Origin of the sequence: Agrobacterium tumefaciens (assembly GCF_013337285.1) — a bacterium.
GTDB lineage: Bacteria > Pseudomonadota > Alphaproteobacteria > Rhizobiales > Rhizobiaceae > Agrobacterium > Agrobacterium burrii.
In genome coordinates this window covers 26,985-45,060 of record NZ_SUPW01000015.1, presented here as the reverse complement: position 1 = coordinate 45,060, position 18,076 = coordinate 26,985, and the positions used below count along the sequence as shown (strand labels likewise).

Sequence of the window (18,076 nt, the reverse complement as noted above, 5' to 3'; positions counted from 1 at the left end):
GCGGTGCTCGCCGTCAGCGGGTAAAATGTCCGGGCGGGCGAGCGGGCCGGGCGTCCGCTCGGCCCGCTCCGGCCTCGTTCAAGCCTTGGCCGGACGCACAACGCGCCAGTCGGGCTTGCCGAGATTGTGCGGCCATGGATGCACGTCCTTGTCGTTGAAATAGACGACCTCTTCCAGCTTCGGAAAATCCGCCTGCTTCAGCGTCACGTCGTTCATCCACGGACGAACATAGGAATCGCCGCCTTCATAGCCGAGTTCGGCAACCCAGACCGGCTTGTTGTAGGTATCCACGAGGCCATAGCCCTTGCGCAGCAGATCGGAGAAGGTCTTCGGTCCGCCATATTCGATCTTGTCGTAGTCTTCGAGACCGAAGACCGAAAGGCCGACGAGATCGGCATAGTTATCGCCGGGGTAGTAGGCCTGCAGGCCATCGAGACCCTTGGGCGACCACATCACCTTGACGCCGGGAACCGCCTTGCGGGTCATGTCCACCACGCGCTTGTAAGCCGTGATATAGTCCTGCGGGCTCCAGCCCGACCACGAGAAGCGGCCGGACGTGTCTTCCATTTCCTGTCCCCAGCGCAGGATCAGCGGGCTTTTCATTGCCGACATGCGGGCGGTGATTGCCTGCATGTTCTTGTCGTAGTCGCCTCCCAGCACCTTGCGGCGCAACTCGTCGGAGGAAAGACGCCAGTTGACGTCCCACGACCATGGTTCGACGGTGATCAACACATTGCGCTTGCGCTCAAGAGCATAGGCGTCGGCGAGCGCGAGGCTGTCGAGATCCACGTCTTCCCAGGGCAGGAACAGATGTTCCGTCGCCACCCCGGCCTGTCCGGTGAAATCACCATGCGGATCGTAAGCGCCGAAACGGATACCCTCCGCATGCAATGTCGGACGTTTGTCGGCAAGCGTCTTCATGCCCGTGGCGCCCATGGGTGCAACACCCTGCGCATCCAGTTTGAACATGGGGTACATGCTGGCTGAAAAGGCAACGGCAGCCCCGCTTGCAAAGAGCAGTTTTCTTCTTGTTATCTGCATGACACTCTCCTCCCTACCGCGTCGCCGTCATCGCCTTGCCATAGGCGGCGATCTGCGGGGTGACGTCGTCCTTGCGGACAAGTTTCAGGAATTCATCGCCGGGCTTCGGCGGGTTGTGCCGGAACACGTACCACTGGCCGCCCTGCTTGCGCTGGTAAAGCACCTTGCCGATACGGCCGTGGTCGAAGCAGGTATCGGCCTTGCCGCTTCCATTATCGGCTTTCCAGGTCGCGCGCATGCACAGCGTGCCGTTGGCATCGACGGTCCAGCGGCCTTCACCGACGGATTTTTTGCCCTTTTCTTCCGTCAGGGCGATGAATTTACGGCCGTCGGCAATGAAGCGTCCGCCGCCCGTATCCCATTTCCAGGTCTTGTCGAAGTACATCTCCACGACTTCACTGGTTCTGAGCGGTTTCGGCGTCTTCGTGCCGCCCGCGGCGTGGACGGCACTGGGCGCGATCACCGCAAGGCAGAGTACGAAAGCGGAGAACCCGCATTTGTCTATTGTTGTTTTCATCACAGTCTCCTCCTTCTATTGTCCGACCCTATTGTCGGCCAGCATGATTTCTCCGGTTGCCACTGTCGGCGACGGTGCGACGGCCGGTTCCGCCTGCATTTCCCGATGACCGGGCAAACCTGGCAGGGTGATGCGCAGTTTCAGACGCACCGATCTCGCGCCCTCCACACCCGCACCGGCAACCGTGAAGCGCGTTTCGGTGAAGGTGACGTAGGGCTGCCCGTGCGACAGGGCCTCAAGGCCGCCAATCGCGTGGGAACTCAGTTCCGCAGCGCTGCCGGCGACGAGCAACAGCGAACAGGCGGCAGCGGTCGCGCCGCTGCGCATGGCCGGCAATCGCGGCACGCCGTTTTCCATTGCGTGGCGGATGAGCAGAAACACCGAAAGTCCGGCATAGATCACCACATTGATCGCCCCGAATATGAAGAAGCCTTCCGCTCCGCTATCGCGCGGCGCCAGGACCATGGCGAGAAGGCTCACCGCCGCCAGCACCATATTAGGAACGATCACCCGCAGCGGCAGCGGCGGTTTGGCCTGCGTGCCTTTCGGCGTGATGCGGAAATCCACGAAATCACCACGGATCGTATCGCGGATTGCCGCCAAAACACCCATCAGCGACCAGGGCCAGCGCAGGAACAGGAACACCATGGCTTCCCAGCTGAACAGCCTGGCATCATGCGGGCGAAATGCGCCCGTGGCCCGCCAGAAGAAGGCGAACACGATCATGATCAGTGAAATCGGCAGGAAATGCGCCAGAAACGCCGGATAAGACGCGTTGACCAGCACATGCCCACGCAACAGGGCAACAATGGGAAGCACGAACATCAGCGCCATGAAGCCCGAAAACAGCGGATACCAGAGCTGCGAAAACAGGAACTGGAATTTCAGCCGCAAAGGCAGCTTCGGCACATAGTGCCGCGAATATTGCAGCAGGATGGTCATCAGGCTGCGCGACCACTGGAATTCCTGCACGATGAGATCGGCGAATGTCGCCGGCCCGTCGCCATGGGCGATGGCGTTGACGGCATGGACGCCGCGCCAGCCGCCGGCATTCATCAGCAGCGAGGTGGAATGATCCTCGGCAAGCTCGGGTCCAAGACCACCCACCTCACGCAGCGCCTTGGTGCGCACGGCATAATGTGAGCCGATGCAGAGCGGCGCCCAGCTATTGTTATAGCCGAGCTGCAGCGCGCCATGCAGACTTGCCTCGGCATAAAGCCTGCCGCGCGCGGCCCAGCTCTCGCCGGCATTGGCATCGCAGATGCTGGGTGCGGAGACGTATCCGACCGCCGGATCGGCGAAGGGACGGATGATTTCGCTCAGATAGCCCGGTTCCGGCACATGGTCGGCATCGAATTGAGCGACGAAATCGTAACGCTCATAGCCGTAATGATCGTAGAAATAGGCAAGATTGCCTTCCTTGCAGCGGGTGCGGCGCGGCCAGGTCTTGCGGTGATAGTCAGCGACACCCTTCCGGGTCGAGATGAAAACACCATGCGCACCACACCAGGCAATCGTCTGCGCATCCGGGTCTTCATCCGCAAGCCAGACGTCGAATTCCAGCCCTTTTTGTTCCAACATGGCCAGCAGCGTCTTGCGCACGACAGCGAAAGGCTCCGATGGGGCCTTGGTAACGACCATCGCCACCCGGCCCTTGGGCAAAGGGGAGCGCCGGTCGACGACGCGGGCATTGAGGAATATGAAGATGAAATAGGACGGCAGCAACGTGATCCACGCCAGCGTCAGCGTAACGACGGTATAATAGGGCCAGTCGATCACCCGGTCGCGGTTGAGCCACCAGCCCCAGAAATAGGTCAGCGTCACCAGCCAGCCGCCGATGCCCAGACGATAGGCCATGCGGTTCCAGCCGGTGAAGACCGGGAGCATCCGCAATGCGCCTACGGCGGCACGTGCCGGTTGAACGGAAGGGGTGGAGCGCGCCGTCATGACCGCACCTCCAGTCCGAAACCGGGACCGGCCGTGCGGATGATCGTGTCGATATCGGAATGCTTCGGCGCAAAGCCGAGTGTCTGCCGCGCTCTTTCAATATCGGCGAACAGCGCCGGCGGATCGCCTTCGCGCCTTGCACCGAAATGCACCGGCACTTCCTGCCCCGTGACGCGGTGGATCGCCCGGATGATATCGCCGACCGACGTGCCGTGGCCGGAACCAAGGTTGACACGCAGCGTCTCCCCGCCATCATCAAGATAATTGACGGCGGCCACATGGGCATCGGCGAGATCGCTGACATGAATATAGTCGCGAATGCAGGTGCCGTCCGTGGTGTCGTAATCCGCACCGAAGACATCGAGTTGCGGCAGCCGTGCTGCGGCAGCCATCAGCGCCCGGGGGATCAGGTGGGTTTCCGGCTCGTGGCGTTCGCAAAGCTCGCCATCCGGGTCGGCACCGGCCGCATTGAAATAGCGCAGCGCCACGAAACGCAGGCCATAGGCGGCGGCATAGTCATCCAGCGCCATTTCGAAGATCAGCTTCGTACGGCCGTAAGGATTGACCGGCATCTGCGCGGTTTCCTCACGGATCGGCAATTGCGGCGGCACGCCATAGGTGGCGCAGCTGGAGGAAAACACCAGCCCGCCGATATTCTGGTCGAGACAGGCATCCAGCAAAGCCAGGCTACCGCCGACATTGTTGCGGTAATATTTTCGCGGGTCTTCGACGGATTCGCCGACATAGGCATTGGCGGCGCAATGGATGACGAAGGCCGGTGAGAATTCCTTAAGCGTGGCCTTCAGCAGGCCACGATCAAGAATGTCGCCCTCAATGAAGGGGCCCCAGCGAACCGCGTCGGCATGGCCGGTCGAGAGATTGTCGTAAGCGACGGGCTTGAAGCCGGATTTTGCCAGCGCCTTGCAGATGTGGCTGCCTATGAATCCGGCCCCGCCCGTGACGAGGATTGTGCGGGCCATCTCATACGGCCTCCGCCACTTTCCTGCCGGACAGCAGCGCATCGAAATAGGTGATGGTTTTTTCCAGACCTATTTCGAGCGGCACGCGCGGTTGCCATCTCAGTTGCTCATTGGCCCGTGAAATATCGGGCCGACGCTGCTGCGGATCGTCGATCGCGGCCGGCAGATGCACGATGCGCGAGCGGGAACCCGTCATACGAATGACGATGTCGGCCAACTGCCGTACCGGAATTTCGCTCGGATTGCCGAGATTGATCGGCCCGGTGCAATCCTTCGGCTTGGCCGAAAAACGCAGGAAACCATCGATCAGGTCATCGACATAACAGAAGGAACGCGTCTGGCTGCCATCGCCATAAATGGTGATGTCGGTGCCTTTCAGCGCCTGCACGATGAAGTTGGAAACCACGCGACCATCATCGGGTCGCATGCGCGGCCCATAGGTGTTGAAGATTCGCCCCACCTTGATATCGACGCCATAAAAGCGATGATAATCGAAAAAGAGGGTTTCCGCGCTGCGCTTGCCCTCATCGTAACAAGCACGCGGCCCGATTGTATTTACATTGCCGAAATAGCTTTCCGGCTGGGGATTGACGAGTGGATCGCCATAGACCTCCGAGGTCGAGGACTGCACTACGGTTGCACCGCATCTGCGGGCGACCTCCAGCACATTGACGGCGCCAAGGACATTGGTGAGCAACGTGCCGACCGGATCGCGCTGGTAATCCGGCGGCGAGGCCGGCGACGCGAAGTTGAAGATCAGCGAGACGTCGATGTCATAGGGTTTGCGCACGTCGTGCTCGACCAGCAAAAACCGCTTATTGTCCCGTAAATGCTCGACATTCGCCAGTCGTCCGGTCGAAAGATCGTCGAGACAGATCACTTCGTGGCCGCCGGCCAGCAGACGTTCGCAAAGATGGGAACCAAGGAAACCAGCGCCACCATTGACGAGAACGCGCTGGCCAGGACGCCATTCCGAATAGATCGTGACGCCATTATCATGCTCGTTGGGAACGAAATTACGCATTACACACTCCTCCCCATGAGGAATCAGCCCGGCTGATTCGACCTGAACTCGATCAAACTTACGATTGTGCGGTATATTGAATATCAGCCTCCGGTTTTTATTTCTTCTGGAGGCTTTAATATTACGATTCGATAGATTTCAACTTTTATGATAGGCGCAGCTAAAAACAGGTCAACTTGATTTTATCGAAATATTACAATTGATTACGCTGAATTACTAAAAATAACCCCTGATTTAATACTTTTTAACTACGCCTCCATTATGCCTTTCTTATTGAGCATTAGCGCAAGCTTCGCTCAACCAGTCGGGACTATCCTGGTTTTGTAAGGCTCGGTCCACCGGGACAAAACCGCCCGGCGAGATGCGACAGACAGTCGACTTCAGGGGACATACACGATGAATGAAATGCCTTATTCCAAGAGTGGCAAAGCGGCCAGGCGCAATCATTTTGCGCTCGTTGCTGCAGCCCTTGCATCACTTACTTTCGCGACAGCTTCGTGCGCCGTGGTCGAAGACGCCGTTCTCATCAAAACCGCATCAGCGGATGCGACGACAATGAAGACGCGGGTTGTTCCGACCAGGGCTTCCTACGGCTATGACAGGACAGGCAATGCAGCTGTGACGCTTGTTGCCGATGCGTCGTCCGAGGCGCCTTCGATATCGCGACATTCCTATTCCGGTTCTTCTCCCTATATTTGCTCGCCGAGCGGATTTGGCCAGAAGTCCCGTTGTTTCCTGAGACCTTAAGTCTCGGGCACGAACATCGGCGGAAACTGACGCCCGGCTGGCCTGACGTTTAGTTCTTCCAGCCGGAAACAGCCGTGTCGTCATCCTTGTGAAAGAAGCGCGACGCCGCTTCCGTTCGGTTGCGCACGTTCATCTTCTTATAGATGTTGCGGACGTGCACCTTCACGGTGTTCTCGGACAGATGCAGCCTGTCGGCGATGATCTTGTTTTGCGTTCCCTTGCAAAGAAGATCGAGGATTTGCACCTCACGCGTCGTCAGCGCCGCCATTTCGCCCCGGTTGACCGCAAGCGCGTCAGCGCGGTTGGCGATCACGCCATTGTTGTGAACGCTCTTGCTGACGACAGCAGGGGAATAGGGTGTGAGCTTGCCGAGAAGGGCTGCAGGGAAATGTTCTCCGCCCTTCATCAATAGATCGACCGCCGCCATAAACACATCAAGCCGAAGATTGAGTGGCAGCACGCCATCGATGACGCGCGTCCCCACCAGCTGCTTCAACGGCTCTTCGAACTTGTCGATGGTTTCGACCACCAGGGCGATCGGCGCATCGGGATGCTTTTCGCGGATTGCCGCAAGAAGATTGTTAAGCCGCTCGCCCGACATGCGGTATGGCAGCACCAGCCGGACATCGGAACCGTAATCACTATTGATCGTCGCCGACGAAGCAACGCTCATCACCGCGAATGTGGGGAACTTTTTGCCCAACGCCTCTACGAGACACTCGGAAAACAGGTCCGGATCCGCTATAATTAATAAAGTTCCATTTATAGGTGAAACGGCGGTTTTTTGTTTTGCCGCATAATCTGACGTTCCCATGAACATTGACGCCTCCCTAAAGCGCTTACGCATTACATTCTTTTGGCTGTGTCATCTGTCGTTCGCCAGGACGCCCCCGAGAACATAGGGGGCAATTCCCGCTTCAAGCCATGTCAACTATCATTAATTACCCGTTAATTTAGGAGGCTAATACGAAAAGCTGTGTAAATAAATGGCCCATACGGGTTATTTTTTACATTAGGCATACAAAATTGATTACGGTGAGACAGAATCATTCACTTGGAAATCGTCAAGGAAACAAAGGCGTTAGAAAAGCCTCCGCTCCGGTTTTGTATTCCAAGAAAATATAACTTTTGGTTGAAATGCCTTTTCATATGTCTCCGGCAAACGATCCCGGACGATGTGCCGTTTCGGGATAACGACCCCTTCCCTCGCACATAAACCATGTTTTTGAAAAGCCGGCTTCTACTACCAAATCCGCTGTTTTGGGCGGCTGCGGTAGCAGAAACACCGCACGGTCTACCCCTCCGGCATATATATTCCGGTGACGTGTACCTATATGTCTAGCCCGAATTGATAGCTAGAAAGCACGATTTTTCTGCGGCACAGTCTGACCGTCGCTGAATGGCGGCAGACAAAAAAAGACTAAACCGGCCTTAACGTGTGTTTGCCAGCGCCGGCTCCTTTTCAAGACACCATGCAAGCAAAAAGACGAAGCCACCGCGCTCCCCATTGGAGCGAGGAACGGATTTGTGCGCCTTTTTATCGAGTAGCGCACAAGGGCTGAACGAAAAGAGCCCGGTTGCGGGCCGATGCCGAACCGCAGATGAGACGTAATGAGTGCATCTGCAGACATCAATCTTTGTGCAACGCGGAGCAAGCGCGAAAAAATCCCGTTTTAGATGAGAGGGATTTCGAAAGCTGCTCCGAGCTTTTTCGGAGGAAATCGAAATGGGTTACAATCCACAGCCAGCCGGCGACGACATCACCAAGATCGGCGCGCTTTCCGAGGGTTTTGCTAACACCTCGACCAACGACGCCTCGGTGGAAGACAGCAATGTCGGCACCGCAAACGGTGAAAACCGCAACAACGACAATAGCGACAACAGCACCAATGTGGATGTTGACGCACAGATCGACGTCGCAGTCGGCAATGGCGACAATCGCGACAACGACTATGACTGGAGCTATGACAGCAAGTCGTACAGCGACAATGACACGACCACCACGACCTCGACCAGCACCGAAACCAACACCGCAATCAAGACCGACTACGACTGGAGCTACGACAGCAAATCGTACAGCGACAACGACACCAGCGTGAAGACGGTCTCGGATTCGGACAACAAGACGTTCACCTATTCCGACAACGACACCTCCACCAAGGTATCGACGACCACCGACAGCTTCAACTCCGCTGACAGCTACTACAAGTCGGATGACGACTTCGGTAACATTGCGGGCGTCAAGGATGTCGGCAATCTCGGTGTCGCTGGTGGCGACCTGACCTTCAACCTGGGTGACGACTTCTCCTTCACTCTCGACGTCGACAATATCCTCAACAACTCGCTCGGCGGTGACGGCAACGATGCCGGCTTCAGCCTGGTGCAGGCCAACCATCTGGCAGATCAGGATTACGCCTACGACGTCAGGATGGACAATGGCGGGGCTCAGAACCACCTGAACGCCAATGCCGGTGACGCTTTCGGCGCCGAAGGCATGGACGGCAAGGGTTGGGACCTCAAGGCCGGCGACGACGCAGCAGGCACCAGCACTGCGGATGCATCGGCAATCCTTGCAAATTCCGGCTTCCATCTGGAACTGGTGCAGGGCGCCAACATGCTCTCCAATGCCGTTGACGTCACGATCACAGGCGGTAACTCGCATGTTTCGGACGTTGGGGAAGATCACTCCTGATACCCGCCTCTTGACGAGAAGAGCTGCACCGGCATCCGCCGGTGCAGTTTGCGGTTAAAAGAACCGGGTTCGGTGAACGAAGCACCGCCATCAAGACGTGTGCCGCCTGCCGCTCCCAGTCCCCGCCGCAATGATCAGGGAGGGACCTCCAATGCATATTGACAAGATTTCCGACATGATCGCGCATTTCATCGGCATGTTCGACACGGTGATCGAGGAAGCGCGCCTGAGAAGCAACTATAGCGAAGGCCCGGCGCATTCCGATCCGGACCGACTGCCAGACGATGAGGCAGCAAGGCTGCTCGACAAGAACTATGACGTCCCGCTCGAGGACTACGATCCCGGCGTCAAATATCGCTCCGGCTATTACGATTTCGATTACATGCGACCGCATTTCGCCCGCGGTGTCGAATATGACATGCAGCAACTCGCCAATGCCATCCCGGTCGATATTTCCGGCGCGCATTTCCGTTTTCCCGGCCGCCTCTCGTTTGATGAGCGCGAATTGGTCGTTCATACCGGCCCCGGCTCGGTGGCCGGCCATCTTACACAGGTCAATATTCTCCAAGACGACGACTATCTGAACATGACCGACGGCCCCAATGTGGCACGCGACACGACCTTCGTGACCGAGCGCACCGTTGAGTTCTACAACGACGCCGCCGTCTTCACGCCCTTTTCCACCTTCCAGCGCACTGACAGCTACGACGCGTTACAGGCGCTCGCCAGATCCGCCCACGATTATATCGACCACGCCCGCGACAACGACGTCACCTCGCTCGGCACCGGCGCGGATCAGGATTTCGTTCTGGCCGGCAACGACGTCAACGGTCTTTATATCAATGGCGCGGTCGCCTACGACAAGCCGGCGCTCGACGACTTCATGCCGGATCGCGGCATCGCCAAGCCCGCCGAGGCACCGGAAAAAAGCGAGGTTTCCCTGCATGAAGATAGCCCGTCCGGCAACAGCCTCGATATCGCCGCAGGCGCCAATGTCGTCGCCAACATCGCCACGCTGGTCAATACCGGCGTCATGACCTCGGTCACCGCCGTCATGGGCGATTATCACCAGATCGACGCCATCACCCAAGCCTATATCTACAGCGACCGGGACGATATTTCTTCCATCTTCACCCACTCGGAAGATCAGGCAGCAACGGCCGCCTACAATATCGCCAGCTTCCAGCGCAGCGTCTATCCCGGCGCGGAACAAAGTGCTTCGGACAGCCACGAGAGCGGCGAAACGCCGATATTCCCAACCGCCTGGCGCGTCAGCGTGCTGGAAGGCGATGTGTCCTTCGTCCACTGGATCGAACAATACCAGTTCATCAGTGACAATGACACGATGACGGTCACCACATCAGGTGCGAGCGTCAGCGTTTTGACCGGCGGCAACGCCGCGCTCAACATCGCCAATTTCCTGGGCATCGGCATGCAGTACGATCTGATCATCGTCGGCGGCAATGTCCTCGACATGAACATCATCAGCCAGATCGCCGTGCTTTACGACAATGACTGGGCGCGCGCCAATCCCGATGCGCCTGGTGGCGCCACCATCCAATCCGGCAATAACCTGCTCTGGAACGATGCCACCATTCACAATGTCGGCAGCAACGACCGTTTCGAGGCGATGCCTGATTACATGCACCAGACGGTGAACGGGATCAACGAGCGCGACCCGAACATGCCGGACGCCCTTGCCCACGACGCCAACTTTGCCGGCTATCAGGGGCTGAACGTCCTCTACATCACCGGCAACCTTTTTGATGTCAGCATCATCAAACAGGTCAGTGTGCTCGGCGATTCCGACGATGTGACCCAGGCAGCCGCCAAGGTTCTCGAGAACAACCAGAATGCTAACATCCATATCGATACCGGCAGCAACGCGGTCATCAATCTCGCACAGATCATCGACTACGACAGCTTCGGTTCGACCACCTATGTCGCCGGCGGCGTTTATTCCGATGCCATTCTCATTCAGGGCGGCATCATCGAAAACGACACATTGCAGCCGACACAGCACGGTCAGCTGGCAAACGAGGTCATCGCTTTTCTTCACGACGATCCCGCCACCACTCACAACGAATCCGACGGCGTCATCAATGGCGGCCACGACCTGTCCTGGTCGAACGCACATTCGGCAGACGTCATGCAGGCGGTGACCGCGTAGATTTTGGCAGGCGGGGCTGCAAATACGCCCCGCCACAGCCGGAACCGCAAACACCGTGAGATCACCGAGGGGACCGATACAAAATGGATCATATTTCCAGAAAAACAATTGCCGACGGACGCTCACTCGACTTGCCGCTGGATCAGGAAGCGGAAGACAGCAAACTGACGGACGCCTGTATTTCAGCCATCAACGACGCCATCGAAAATCTGCGCCAGCTATCCGGCTCGGAACAGACTGCGAAGACCATTGCATCGCCCACGCAGATCGCTCCTACACAGATCACTCCCCCACAACCTCTTCCCCAACCACTCGCAAGAACCGAACAACCCCAACAATTGCGCGACGTTCCGCTGGAAAAGCCAACGCCACAGCCGGACCGGCAACCCGCCCCCCCGGTGGAACCGCAGGCCAAGGTCGACAATGCCGATCTGCCTTTCGTCAAGACCATCGACAATAATGACGGTCCGATCCGCGAAAACGAACGTCGGCCGGTGACGGGCGGCGGCGGCAAGGAGCCGACGGACAATGGCGGCGGCGGGGGTGGTGGTGGCGGTGGCGGAGCCCACAGCGGCTTCCACAAACGCAGCGAGCCGATCAATTTCGCCGCCAGCCTTGCCAAGGGCATCGCCGCTGTTCGTCGCAACATGGTGGTGGTGATGCTGTTCACCATCGCCATCAATATCCTGCTGCTCGCCATTCCGCTTTATCTGTTCCAGATATCCGACCGGGTACTGACCAGCCGTTCGATGGATACGCTTGTCATGCTGACCGTCGCTGTTCTCGGCGCGGTTCTGTTGCAGGCCTTTCTGGACGCCATCCGCCGCTTCATCCTGATGCGCACCGCCGTCGAGCTTGAGGTGCAGCTTGGCGCACCGATCCTGTCCGCGGCCGCCCGCGCCGCGCTGCACGGCAGCGGCAAGGACTACCAGATCCTGCAGGACCTGCAGCAACTGCGCTCCTTCCTGACCTCCGGCACCCTGATCGCCTTCCTCGATGCGCCGCTGATGCCGCTCTTCATCGTGGTGGTTTATCTCGTGCATCCGCATCTCGGCATCATCATCATGGTCTGCTGTGCGGTGCTGTTCATCATCGCCTGGCTGAACCAGCGTTTCACTGCAAAGCAGTTTTCCGAAGCCTCCGGTTATCTGAGCCGCGCCAATTTCCACCTCGATTCCATGTCGCGCAATTCGCAGATCATCAATGCGCTGGCGATGATACCGGAAGCCGTGAAGATGTGGGGCCGTGAAACCGCCGGATCGTTGAAATCGCACGTGGCGGCGCAGGATCGCAACATCATGTTTTCAGGCGTTTCCAAGGCCGCACGCATGATCACGCAGATCGCCCTGCTGGGCTGGGGTGCGCATCTGTCACTCGCCGGCGAATTGACCGGCGGCATGGTCATCGCCGCCTCGATCATTTCCGGCCGCGCGCTCGCCCCCATTGAAGGCGCCATCGAAGGCTGGCACCAGTTCAACAAGTCGGCCGCCTCCTATGGCCGCATCAAGCAGCTTCTCATCAGCTCACCGCTGAATTTCCCGCGCCTGCGCCTGCCCAATCCGGAGGGGCGTCTCGATGTGGAGCGCATTCTCTTCGTGCCGCCGCCGCAGAAGAAGGTGATTTTGAACGGCATTTCCTTTTCGCTGAAAAAGGGAGAATCGCTCGCCATCATCGGCAATTCCGGCTCCGGCAAAACGACGCTCGGCAAGATGCTGGTCGGCTCCATCCTGCCAACCTCAGGCAATGTCCGCCTCGATCTCATGGATCTGCGCAACTGGGACCAGCGGCAATTTGGTGAAAGCATCGGTTATCTGCCGCAGGACGTGCAGCTGTTCCCCGGCACGATCAAGGCCAATATCTGCCGCATGCGCGACGATGTCGACGATCGGCAGATTTACGAAGCGGCAGTACTGGCCGATGTGCACGAGCTGATCGCCGGTTTCCCGCAAGGGTATGAGACCGTCGTCGCCGCCGATGGTGCGCCGCTTTCCGGCGGCCAGAAACAGCGCATCGCGCTTGCCCGCGCCTTTTTCGGTGATCCCAAATTCGTGGTGCTGGACGAGCCAAACTCCAACCTCGACACGGCGGGCGAACAGGCTTTGGCCAAGGCGCTGCTGCACGCCAAGAAACAGGGCATCACCACTGTGACCATCACCCAGCGCCCCGCACTTTTGCAATGTGTCGACAAGATCATGGTCCTGAAGGACGGATCGCTCGCCATGTTCGGCGAAAGAATCGAGGTGCTGAAAGCGCTTTCCGGCAATGGCCGCCAGGCCAACCAGTCCCCGCAGATCGAGGGTTGAGGATCGTCATGTTCAAGAAGACAACCGCCATTGCCGAAATCAAACCCCAGGGCCAGATGGAATGGTACAGCGAAGTGCCGCGCTCCATCCGCCTGCACAGTTCCATCGGTCTTGCCGTGCTGCTCGCATCCTTCGGCGGCTTCGGATATTGGGCCGGGACAGCACCGCTCTCCTCCGCCATCATCGCCCAGGGCAGCTTCGTCGCCACCGGCAACAACAAGGTCGTCCAGCATCTGGAAGGCGGCATCATCAAGGAAATGATGGTCAGCGAAGGCGATACGGTCAAGGAAGGCGACGTCTTGTTGACACTCGACAGGACGACGGCGCTTGCCAATGAGCGTATGTTGCAGCTGCGGCGGCTTCGTCTGGAAACCATCGTGGTGCGCCTGCGTGCCGAGGCGCAGGGAGAGAAAAACTTCAAGGTGCCTGAAATCGTCATGAAGGAAGCCGGCGATCCGGACATCAACTCCATCATCCAGAGCCAGAACATCGTGTTCCACAGCAAGATCGTCAAGCTCGACGAGCAGTTGAACCTGATCGAGAAGAACATCCGCTCGCTGGAATTCCGCTATACCGGTTACGATGGGCAAAAGAAGTCCTTCGACCGGCAGCTGGCGCTTCTGACACAGGAACGCGACTCCAAGGAAAAGCTCGCGAGAGACGGCGTCATTCGCAAGACCGACATGCTGGCGCTGGAACGCGCCATTGCCGACGCCATGGGCGACATCGCCCGCCTGACTGGCGAAATGAACCAGAGCGAGGCCGAGATCGCCAAGTTCAAGCAGGAAGCGGTCATTGCCGTCAATGCCAACAAACAGGCCGCACTCGATGCGCTGGAAACCGCTGATTCCGATCTCGACAGCGTGCGCGAACAGGTGCGTGGTGCCGCCGAAGTGCTGGAACGCACCATTATCCGCTCGCCGGTCAACGGCACGGTGGTGCGCGCCTATTACCATACCGCCGGCGGCGTCATCACCACCGGCAAGCCGATCATGGAAATTCTGCCCGCACACGTTCCCCTCATCCTTGAAGCGCAGGTTCTCAGAACCTCCATCGACCAACTGCATGAGGGCCAGACCGCCGCGATCCGTCTGTCGGCACTGAACCGCCGCACCACGCCGGTTTTGAACGGCAAGGTGTTTTACGTGTCAGCCGACAGTATCGAGGAAAATGCCGGTCTTCAGGTCAAGGACGTCTATATCATTCGCGTCCAGATTTCCGACGAGGAAATCTCCAAGGTCCATAACTTCCACCCCGTGCCCGGCATGCCGGCCGACGTTCTGATCCAGACCTCGGAGCGTACCTTCTTCGAATATCTGACCAAGCCGATCTCCGACAGCATGTCGCGTGCCTTCAAGGAAAGATGAAGAAATATCAGTAACCTATACTGTCTTTTCCGCAGCGGTCAGCATATAATATCCGAATATATTTCGCCGGGGCGGGAGAAGCAGCATGGCGGTGATGTCGGATGTATTGCTGCTGGTCGGCAGGCTTAATTACGTGTGGACCAACACCGAAAGCCTGATGATCTATCTGATCGTCCACCTCCTGAAAGTGGAGAAGGAAGCGGCTATCGTCGTGTTTCTGACGCTCAACACCACGCGGGCCCGCATGGACCTCATCGAACGTCTGGCGAAACTCCCCTCCACGCCAGCGCCGGACCGCAAGACCATTCTCTCCATCATGGCGCGGCTGAAGAAAGAAGCGCGGACGCGCAACAAATACAATCATTGCATCTATTCCTTCGACGAAAAGGGCGAAATCGCCAGCACCCAGCTGATGCGGCTGGTGGAGGACGACAGCAAGGTTCGGTACGGCAAGGTCGAACGCATGGACGAGAAGGAAATCGAGCACCTGGAAAAGTCGATTGCCGATATCGTCGATGTCAGCAAGGACATGTGGAAATTCATCCACGCCAGCCCGCATGTCTCGGCGGATTATCTCTAGACTCTCGTCTGCAACCGCATGCCGATCGCCGGGTGAGTTTCACCATTCTGCGCTGCCTTCATTGGCAGGCACAGTTTGCCCGCAGCGAAATAAAGCAGGAACGAGCCGATCTGGTAGGGGAAGATGATATCGATCTCCACGAAGGAGCGCACCACGAACAGCGCGCAGATCGCAAACAGGATGACGCCCTGCGGATCGCTCTTGCGCATCAGCACCGAGCGCAGATGCCCGAGCAGCGTGCCGTAAAGCACCATGCCAAGCAGCACCATGCCCACGATGCCATTTTCCACCACCGTTTCGATATAGGTATTATGGAAGTGGAAGCCGGTGCGGCCGGTGATGAAGAAGTCGTTCCACAGGCGTTCGGCATCGGCAAAACCCGCGACCCAGAAGCCCTGATAGCCGACACCGAGGATCGGTGTCTGTTTTGCCGCCTCGATGCCCTGCTGCCAGAGATAGGTGCGGCCGGTGAGCGTCGAATCCTTGCCGAAAACACCCAGAATGGCATCGAGCAGGCCGAATTGCAGCGAAGCGACCACCAGCAATGCACCAAGGCCGCCGAGCGCGAAAAACGTCATCTTGCGGTTGGCTGGAGACAGCATGCCGATCGGGATGAAGCCGATGATGAGCGCAACCACAGCCGCTGTCGTAATCGTGGATGTGGCCGATTGCGACGCGACAAGGCTATAGGCCGATAAAAGCCCGGTAACGCCGGCGATTGGTAGCCAGATGCCTCTCTGTTTGAGGACCACCACGGAGGCGACTGCGAAAATGACGCCAAGCGATGCGTAAAACCCGAGCTGGTTCTTCGACGAGAAAGCGCCAACGAAACTATAGGTGCCATCCAATGCATCGAAGAGATAAATGCCGAATAGCAGCGAATACAGCAAAACCACGGCGATACCGATCAGCGCGCCGCGAGTCAGCGTCCGGATCGAGATGACGCGCATGGCAATCAAGGCGCAGACGATATGCGTCATGTACTGGATGGAGGCGCGCATGGTCACTGACGCAGCCTCCGACCAGAAGCTGGACAGCACCGTCAGAATGCCAAATGCAAAGATCCACAGATAACGCGGATAATTGCCGAGCACCTGCCGGTAATTGACCACCACCAGCGGCAGCCACACGCCATAATAGGCCAGTACCGAGATTTGCCCGAAACGCGACGAATAGGCGAACACGAAGAATGACAGCGCAATCGCTGCCATTCCAAAGATTTCATTGCGTTCGGGATCGATCAGCGCCGATTTGGCAATCCGCATGCGAACCTCACTGCATCAGGATTTCGGATGAAACCTTGATGACGTCGCCGGGCTGAAGCAGGGTGTTTTCATCCACCTTCACTTCCTTCGGCTTGCCGTCTTCCTCACGCACCACGAGGTAGCTGATGGTCGCGGACTTCCCCGACGGATCGAAGCGGATCGCCTCGGCCGATTGCGCCAGCGCCTCCGACATCAATTCGCGGCTGGTGGTCAGCTGCAGATTGAGCTTGTCGAGTTCCGCTTCGGTGTCCTGCAATTCCTTGGATCGCTGCGCCACCCAGTCGTTGCGCAGGTTGATCTCGTCCTGGGTTGCCTTGTTGATGTCCTGCTTGGCGCGCAGCGACTGCGTGTCGATATCGAGCAGGGTGGATTCCACCTCCGCCGCCCGTTCTTCCGCCGAGATACGCCGTTGCGACAGTGCAAGCCCCTGCTCGTTCAGACGGTTGACGCGGTCGCGGTCCTCGTTGGCAAGCTGGAGCTGGCGGTTCTGTGTTTCCGATTTTTTATTCAGCGACTCGACTTCGCTCTGCAAAAGGGCATGCAGATCCGTCAGCGCCTTCAGTTGAAGCGTATAACGCTCGGTACGGGACTTCATCAGCGCGCTTTCGCTGGCCAGAAGCACATCGATCTCGCTGATCTTTTCCATTTCAGGCGTCTTGGCGATGGACGCGTCACCCTTCACCTCGGCAATCAGCCGCGCCTGGCGGGCGAGCAGCCTTGCCCGCTGGTTGTCATAGACGGCGGCGTCCCCGCGCGCATTGATGAAGTCGCGGGCAAAACGCTGCCCGGCATCGGAGCGACGCAGGCCGCCGGCAAGGCTGACGGCCTTCAGAACCGTGAGATTGGCCGCATAGGGATATTCGCCCGGCGTCTGCACGTCACCGCTCAGAAAGATCGGCCGGAACTGGGCAATTTCGACGGAAGCCGACGGCAGGTTGCGAAGCGCGAATTTACTCTGAAGCTGCGCGCCAATCGCCTCCCCGACTTCCGAGGGTGTTTTTCCCGAAACCTCGAGCTGGCCGATGAAGGGCAAGGACAGCGCCCCGGATGGGCCAACGGAATAATCCCCGTTGATGACGTCCCAGTTGCGGATGCTGCCATCGGCGGGCTGCCATTCGGCGACGCGGATGCGCAGCTTGTCGGCGGTGCCGAGCGTGTATTGTCCACCCTCTGCCGCCATTGCGGAGAGCGGCGCGGCAAAGGCAACGGCAAGCACGAGGGTGGCAAGCGGACGGCGGGTGGTGGCAAAAAAGCCGTTCATCGGGAGACTCCCTGTTTGCTGATCGCCATGCAGGCGATCAGACGATAGAGCAACCGGACAGGGCCGGCTGCGCAGCGCCGCATGAGCGGCCGCTATTGTTAGCACCAATGACGCACCCGAAGACCGGACTTGGGATCCCGGTCAGGGTGCGTGTCGAAACGAAAATCGATAAAGCCGAACTC

The 18,076-nt window shown here is 58.4% G+C and carries 14 protein-coding genes; 6 read left to right on the top strand and 8 right to left on the bottom strand.

The window, feature by feature from the left end; genetic code table 11:
- Positions 1-78: 78 nt before the first annotated feature.
- Genes FCH38_RS23275 through FCH38_RS23255 form a run of 5 tightly spaced genes read right to left on the bottom strand, consistent with a single transcriptional unit; the run spans position 79 to position 5,509 of the window.
- Positions 79-1,041: a glycoside hydrolase family 26 protein gene (locus tag FCH38_RS23275; RefSeq protein ID WP_153517129.1), complete on the bottom strand. Its 963-nt coding sequence runs from the start codon at positions 1,039-1,041 to the stop codon at positions 79-81.
- Positions 1,042-1,054: 13 nt separating this feature from the next.
- Positions 1,055-1,558, bottom strand: coding sequence for a DUF995 domain-containing protein (locus tag FCH38_RS23270; RefSeq protein WP_153517128.1), 504 nt, complete (start codon positions 1,556-1,558; stop codon positions 1,055-1,057).
- A gap of 15 nt (positions 1,559-1,573) precedes the next feature.
- On the bottom strand, positions 1,574-3,505 hold the full coding sequence (locus tag FCH38_RS23265; protein ID WP_174375320.1) for a glycosyltransferase family 2 protein: 1,932 nt from the start codon (positions 3,503-3,505) through the stop codon (positions 1,574-1,576).
- Positions 3,502-4,485: a UDP-glucose 4-epimerase GalE gene (gene galE / locus FCH38_RS23260; protein ID WP_153517126.1), complete on the bottom strand. Its 984-nt coding sequence runs from the start codon at positions 4,483-4,485 to the stop codon at positions 3,502-3,504. Before galE ends, FCH38_RS23265 begins: the two co-directional genes overlap by 4 nt.
- A gap of 1 nt (position 4,486) precedes the next feature.
- Positions 4,487-5,509 (bottom strand): UDP-glucuronic acid decarboxylase family protein, encoded by a 1,023-nt coding sequence (locus FCH38_RS23255; protein ID WP_153517125.1) that lies wholly within the window; start codon positions 5,507-5,509, stop codon positions 4,487-4,489.
- A 396-nt stretch (positions 5,510-5,905) separates the two neighbouring features.
- Here FCH38_RS23255 and FCH38_RS23250 point away from each other — a divergent pair, with 396 nt between their 5' ends.
- The gene (locus tag FCH38_RS23250; RefSeq protein WP_149899178.1) at positions 5,906-6,256 is read left to right on the top strand and encodes a hypothetical protein; all 351 of its coding nucleotides are present in this window, start codon (positions 5,906-5,908) and stop codon (positions 6,254-6,256) included.
- 49 nt (positions 6,257-6,305) lie between these two features.
- Here FCH38_RS23250 and FCH38_RS23245 read toward each other — a convergent pair whose 3' ends face one another.
- Positions 6,306-7,076: a response regulator transcription factor gene (locus FCH38_RS23245; RefSeq protein WP_149899179.1), complete on the bottom strand. Its 771-nt coding sequence runs from the start codon at positions 7,074-7,076 to the stop codon at positions 6,306-6,308.
- A 906-nt stretch (positions 7,077-7,982) separates the two neighbouring features.
- Between FCH38_RS23245 and FCH38_RS23240 the strand changes: the two genes are divergently transcribed.
- From FCH38_RS23240 to FCH38_RS23220, 5 genes are all read left to right on the top strand, one after another.
- Positions 7,983-8,948: a fibrinogen-binding protein gene (locus tag FCH38_RS23240; protein ID WP_153517123.1), complete on the top strand. Its 966-nt coding sequence runs from the start codon at positions 7,983-7,985 to the stop codon at positions 8,946-8,948.
- Positions 8,949-9,099: 151 nt separating this feature from the next.
- Positions 9,100-11,118 (top strand): hypothetical protein, encoded by a 2,019-nt coding sequence (locus FCH38_RS23235; protein WP_174375319.1) that lies wholly within the window; start codon positions 9,100-9,102, stop codon positions 11,116-11,118.
- A gap of 83 nt (positions 11,119-11,201) precedes the next feature.
- Positions 11,202-13,421: a type I secretion system permease/ATPase gene (locus tag FCH38_RS23230; protein ID WP_174375318.1), complete on the top strand. Its 2,220-nt coding sequence runs from the start codon at positions 11,202-11,204 to the stop codon at positions 13,419-13,421.
- 8 nt (positions 13,422-13,429) lie between these two features.
- A complete protein-coding gene (locus FCH38_RS23225) occupies positions 13,430-14,788 on the top strand; it encodes an HlyD family type I secretion periplasmic adaptor subunit (protein WP_149899183.1) in 1,359 nt (452 codons plus the stop codon).
- A gap of 85 nt (positions 14,789-14,873) precedes the next feature.
- On the top strand, positions 14,874-15,368 hold the full coding sequence (locus FCH38_RS23220) for a hypothetical protein (protein ID WP_153517120.1): 495 nt from the start codon (positions 14,874-14,876) through the stop codon (positions 15,366-15,368).
- Here FCH38_RS23220 and FCH38_RS23215 read toward each other — a convergent pair.
- Together FCH38_RS23215 and FCH38_RS23210 are read right to left on the bottom strand one after the other, a co-directional pair.
- Positions 15,365-16,633: an O-antigen ligase family protein gene (locus tag FCH38_RS23215; RefSeq protein ID WP_174375317.1), complete on the bottom strand. Its 1,269-nt coding sequence runs from the start codon at positions 16,631-16,633 to the stop codon at positions 15,365-15,367. The two genes, FCH38_RS23220 and FCH38_RS23215, sit on opposite strands and share 4 nt — an antisense overlap.
- A gap of 7 nt (positions 16,634-16,640) precedes the next feature.
- Entirely contained in the window at positions 16,641-17,894 is a 1,254-nt protein-coding gene (locus FCH38_RS23210; protein WP_174375316.1) for a polysaccharide biosynthesis/export family protein, read from the bottom strand.
- Positions 17,895-18,076 lie beyond the last annotated feature (182 nt).

Excerpts from the sequence above, each read along its gene's own strand:
- FCH38_RS23275 (WP_153517129.1), bottom strand. The coding sequence starts at position 1,041 with ATGCAGATAACAAGAAGAAAACTGCTCTTTGCAAGCGGGGCTGCCGTT.
- FCH38_RS23270 (WP_153517128.1), bottom strand. The coding sequence starts at position 1,558 with ATGAAAACAACAATAGACAAATGCGGGTTCTCCGCTTTCGTACTCTGC.
- FCH38_RS23265 (WP_174375320.1), bottom strand. The coding sequence starts at position 3,505 with ATGACGGCGCGCTCCACCCCTTCCGTTCAACCGGCACGTGCCGCCGTA.
- galE (WP_153517126.1), bottom strand. The coding sequence starts at position 4,485 with ATGGCCCGCACAATCCTCGTCACGGGCGGGGCCGGATTCATAGGCAGC.
- FCH38_RS23255 (WP_153517125.1), bottom strand. The coding sequence starts at position 5,509 with ATGCGTAATTTCGTTCCCAACGAGCATGATAATGGCGTCACGATCTAT.
- FCH38_RS23250 (WP_149899178.1), top strand. The coding sequence starts at position 5,906 with ATGAATGAAATGCCTTATTCCAAGAGTGGCAAAGCGGCCAGGCGCAAT.
- FCH38_RS23245 (WP_149899179.1), bottom strand. The coding sequence starts at position 7,076 with ATGTTCATGGGAACGTCAGATTATGCGGCAAAACAAAAAACCGCCGTT.
- FCH38_RS23240 (WP_153517123.1), top strand. The coding sequence starts at position 7,983 with ATGGGTTACAATCCACAGCCAGCCGGCGACGACATCACCAAGATCGGC.
- FCH38_RS23235 (WP_174375319.1), top strand. The coding sequence starts at position 9,100 with ATGCATATTGACAAGATTTCCGACATGATCGCGCATTTCATCGGCATG.
- FCH38_RS23230 (WP_174375318.1), top strand. The coding sequence starts at position 11,202 with ATGGATCATATTTCCAGAAAAACAATTGCCGACGGACGCTCACTCGAC.
- FCH38_RS23225 (WP_149899183.1), top strand. The coding sequence starts at position 13,430 with ATGTTCAAGAAGACAACCGCCATTGCCGAAATCAAACCCCAGGGCCAG.
- FCH38_RS23220 (WP_153517120.1), top strand. The coding sequence starts at position 14,874 with ATGGCGGTGATGTCGGATGTATTGCTGCTGGTCGGCAGGCTTAATTAC.
- FCH38_RS23215 (WP_174375317.1), bottom strand. The coding sequence starts at position 16,633 with ATGCGGATTGCCAAATCGGCGCTGATCGATCCCGAACGCAATGAAATC.
- FCH38_RS23210 (WP_174375316.1), bottom strand. The coding sequence starts at position 17,894 with ATGAACGGCTTTTTTGCCACCACCCGCCGTCCGCTTGCCACCCTCGTG.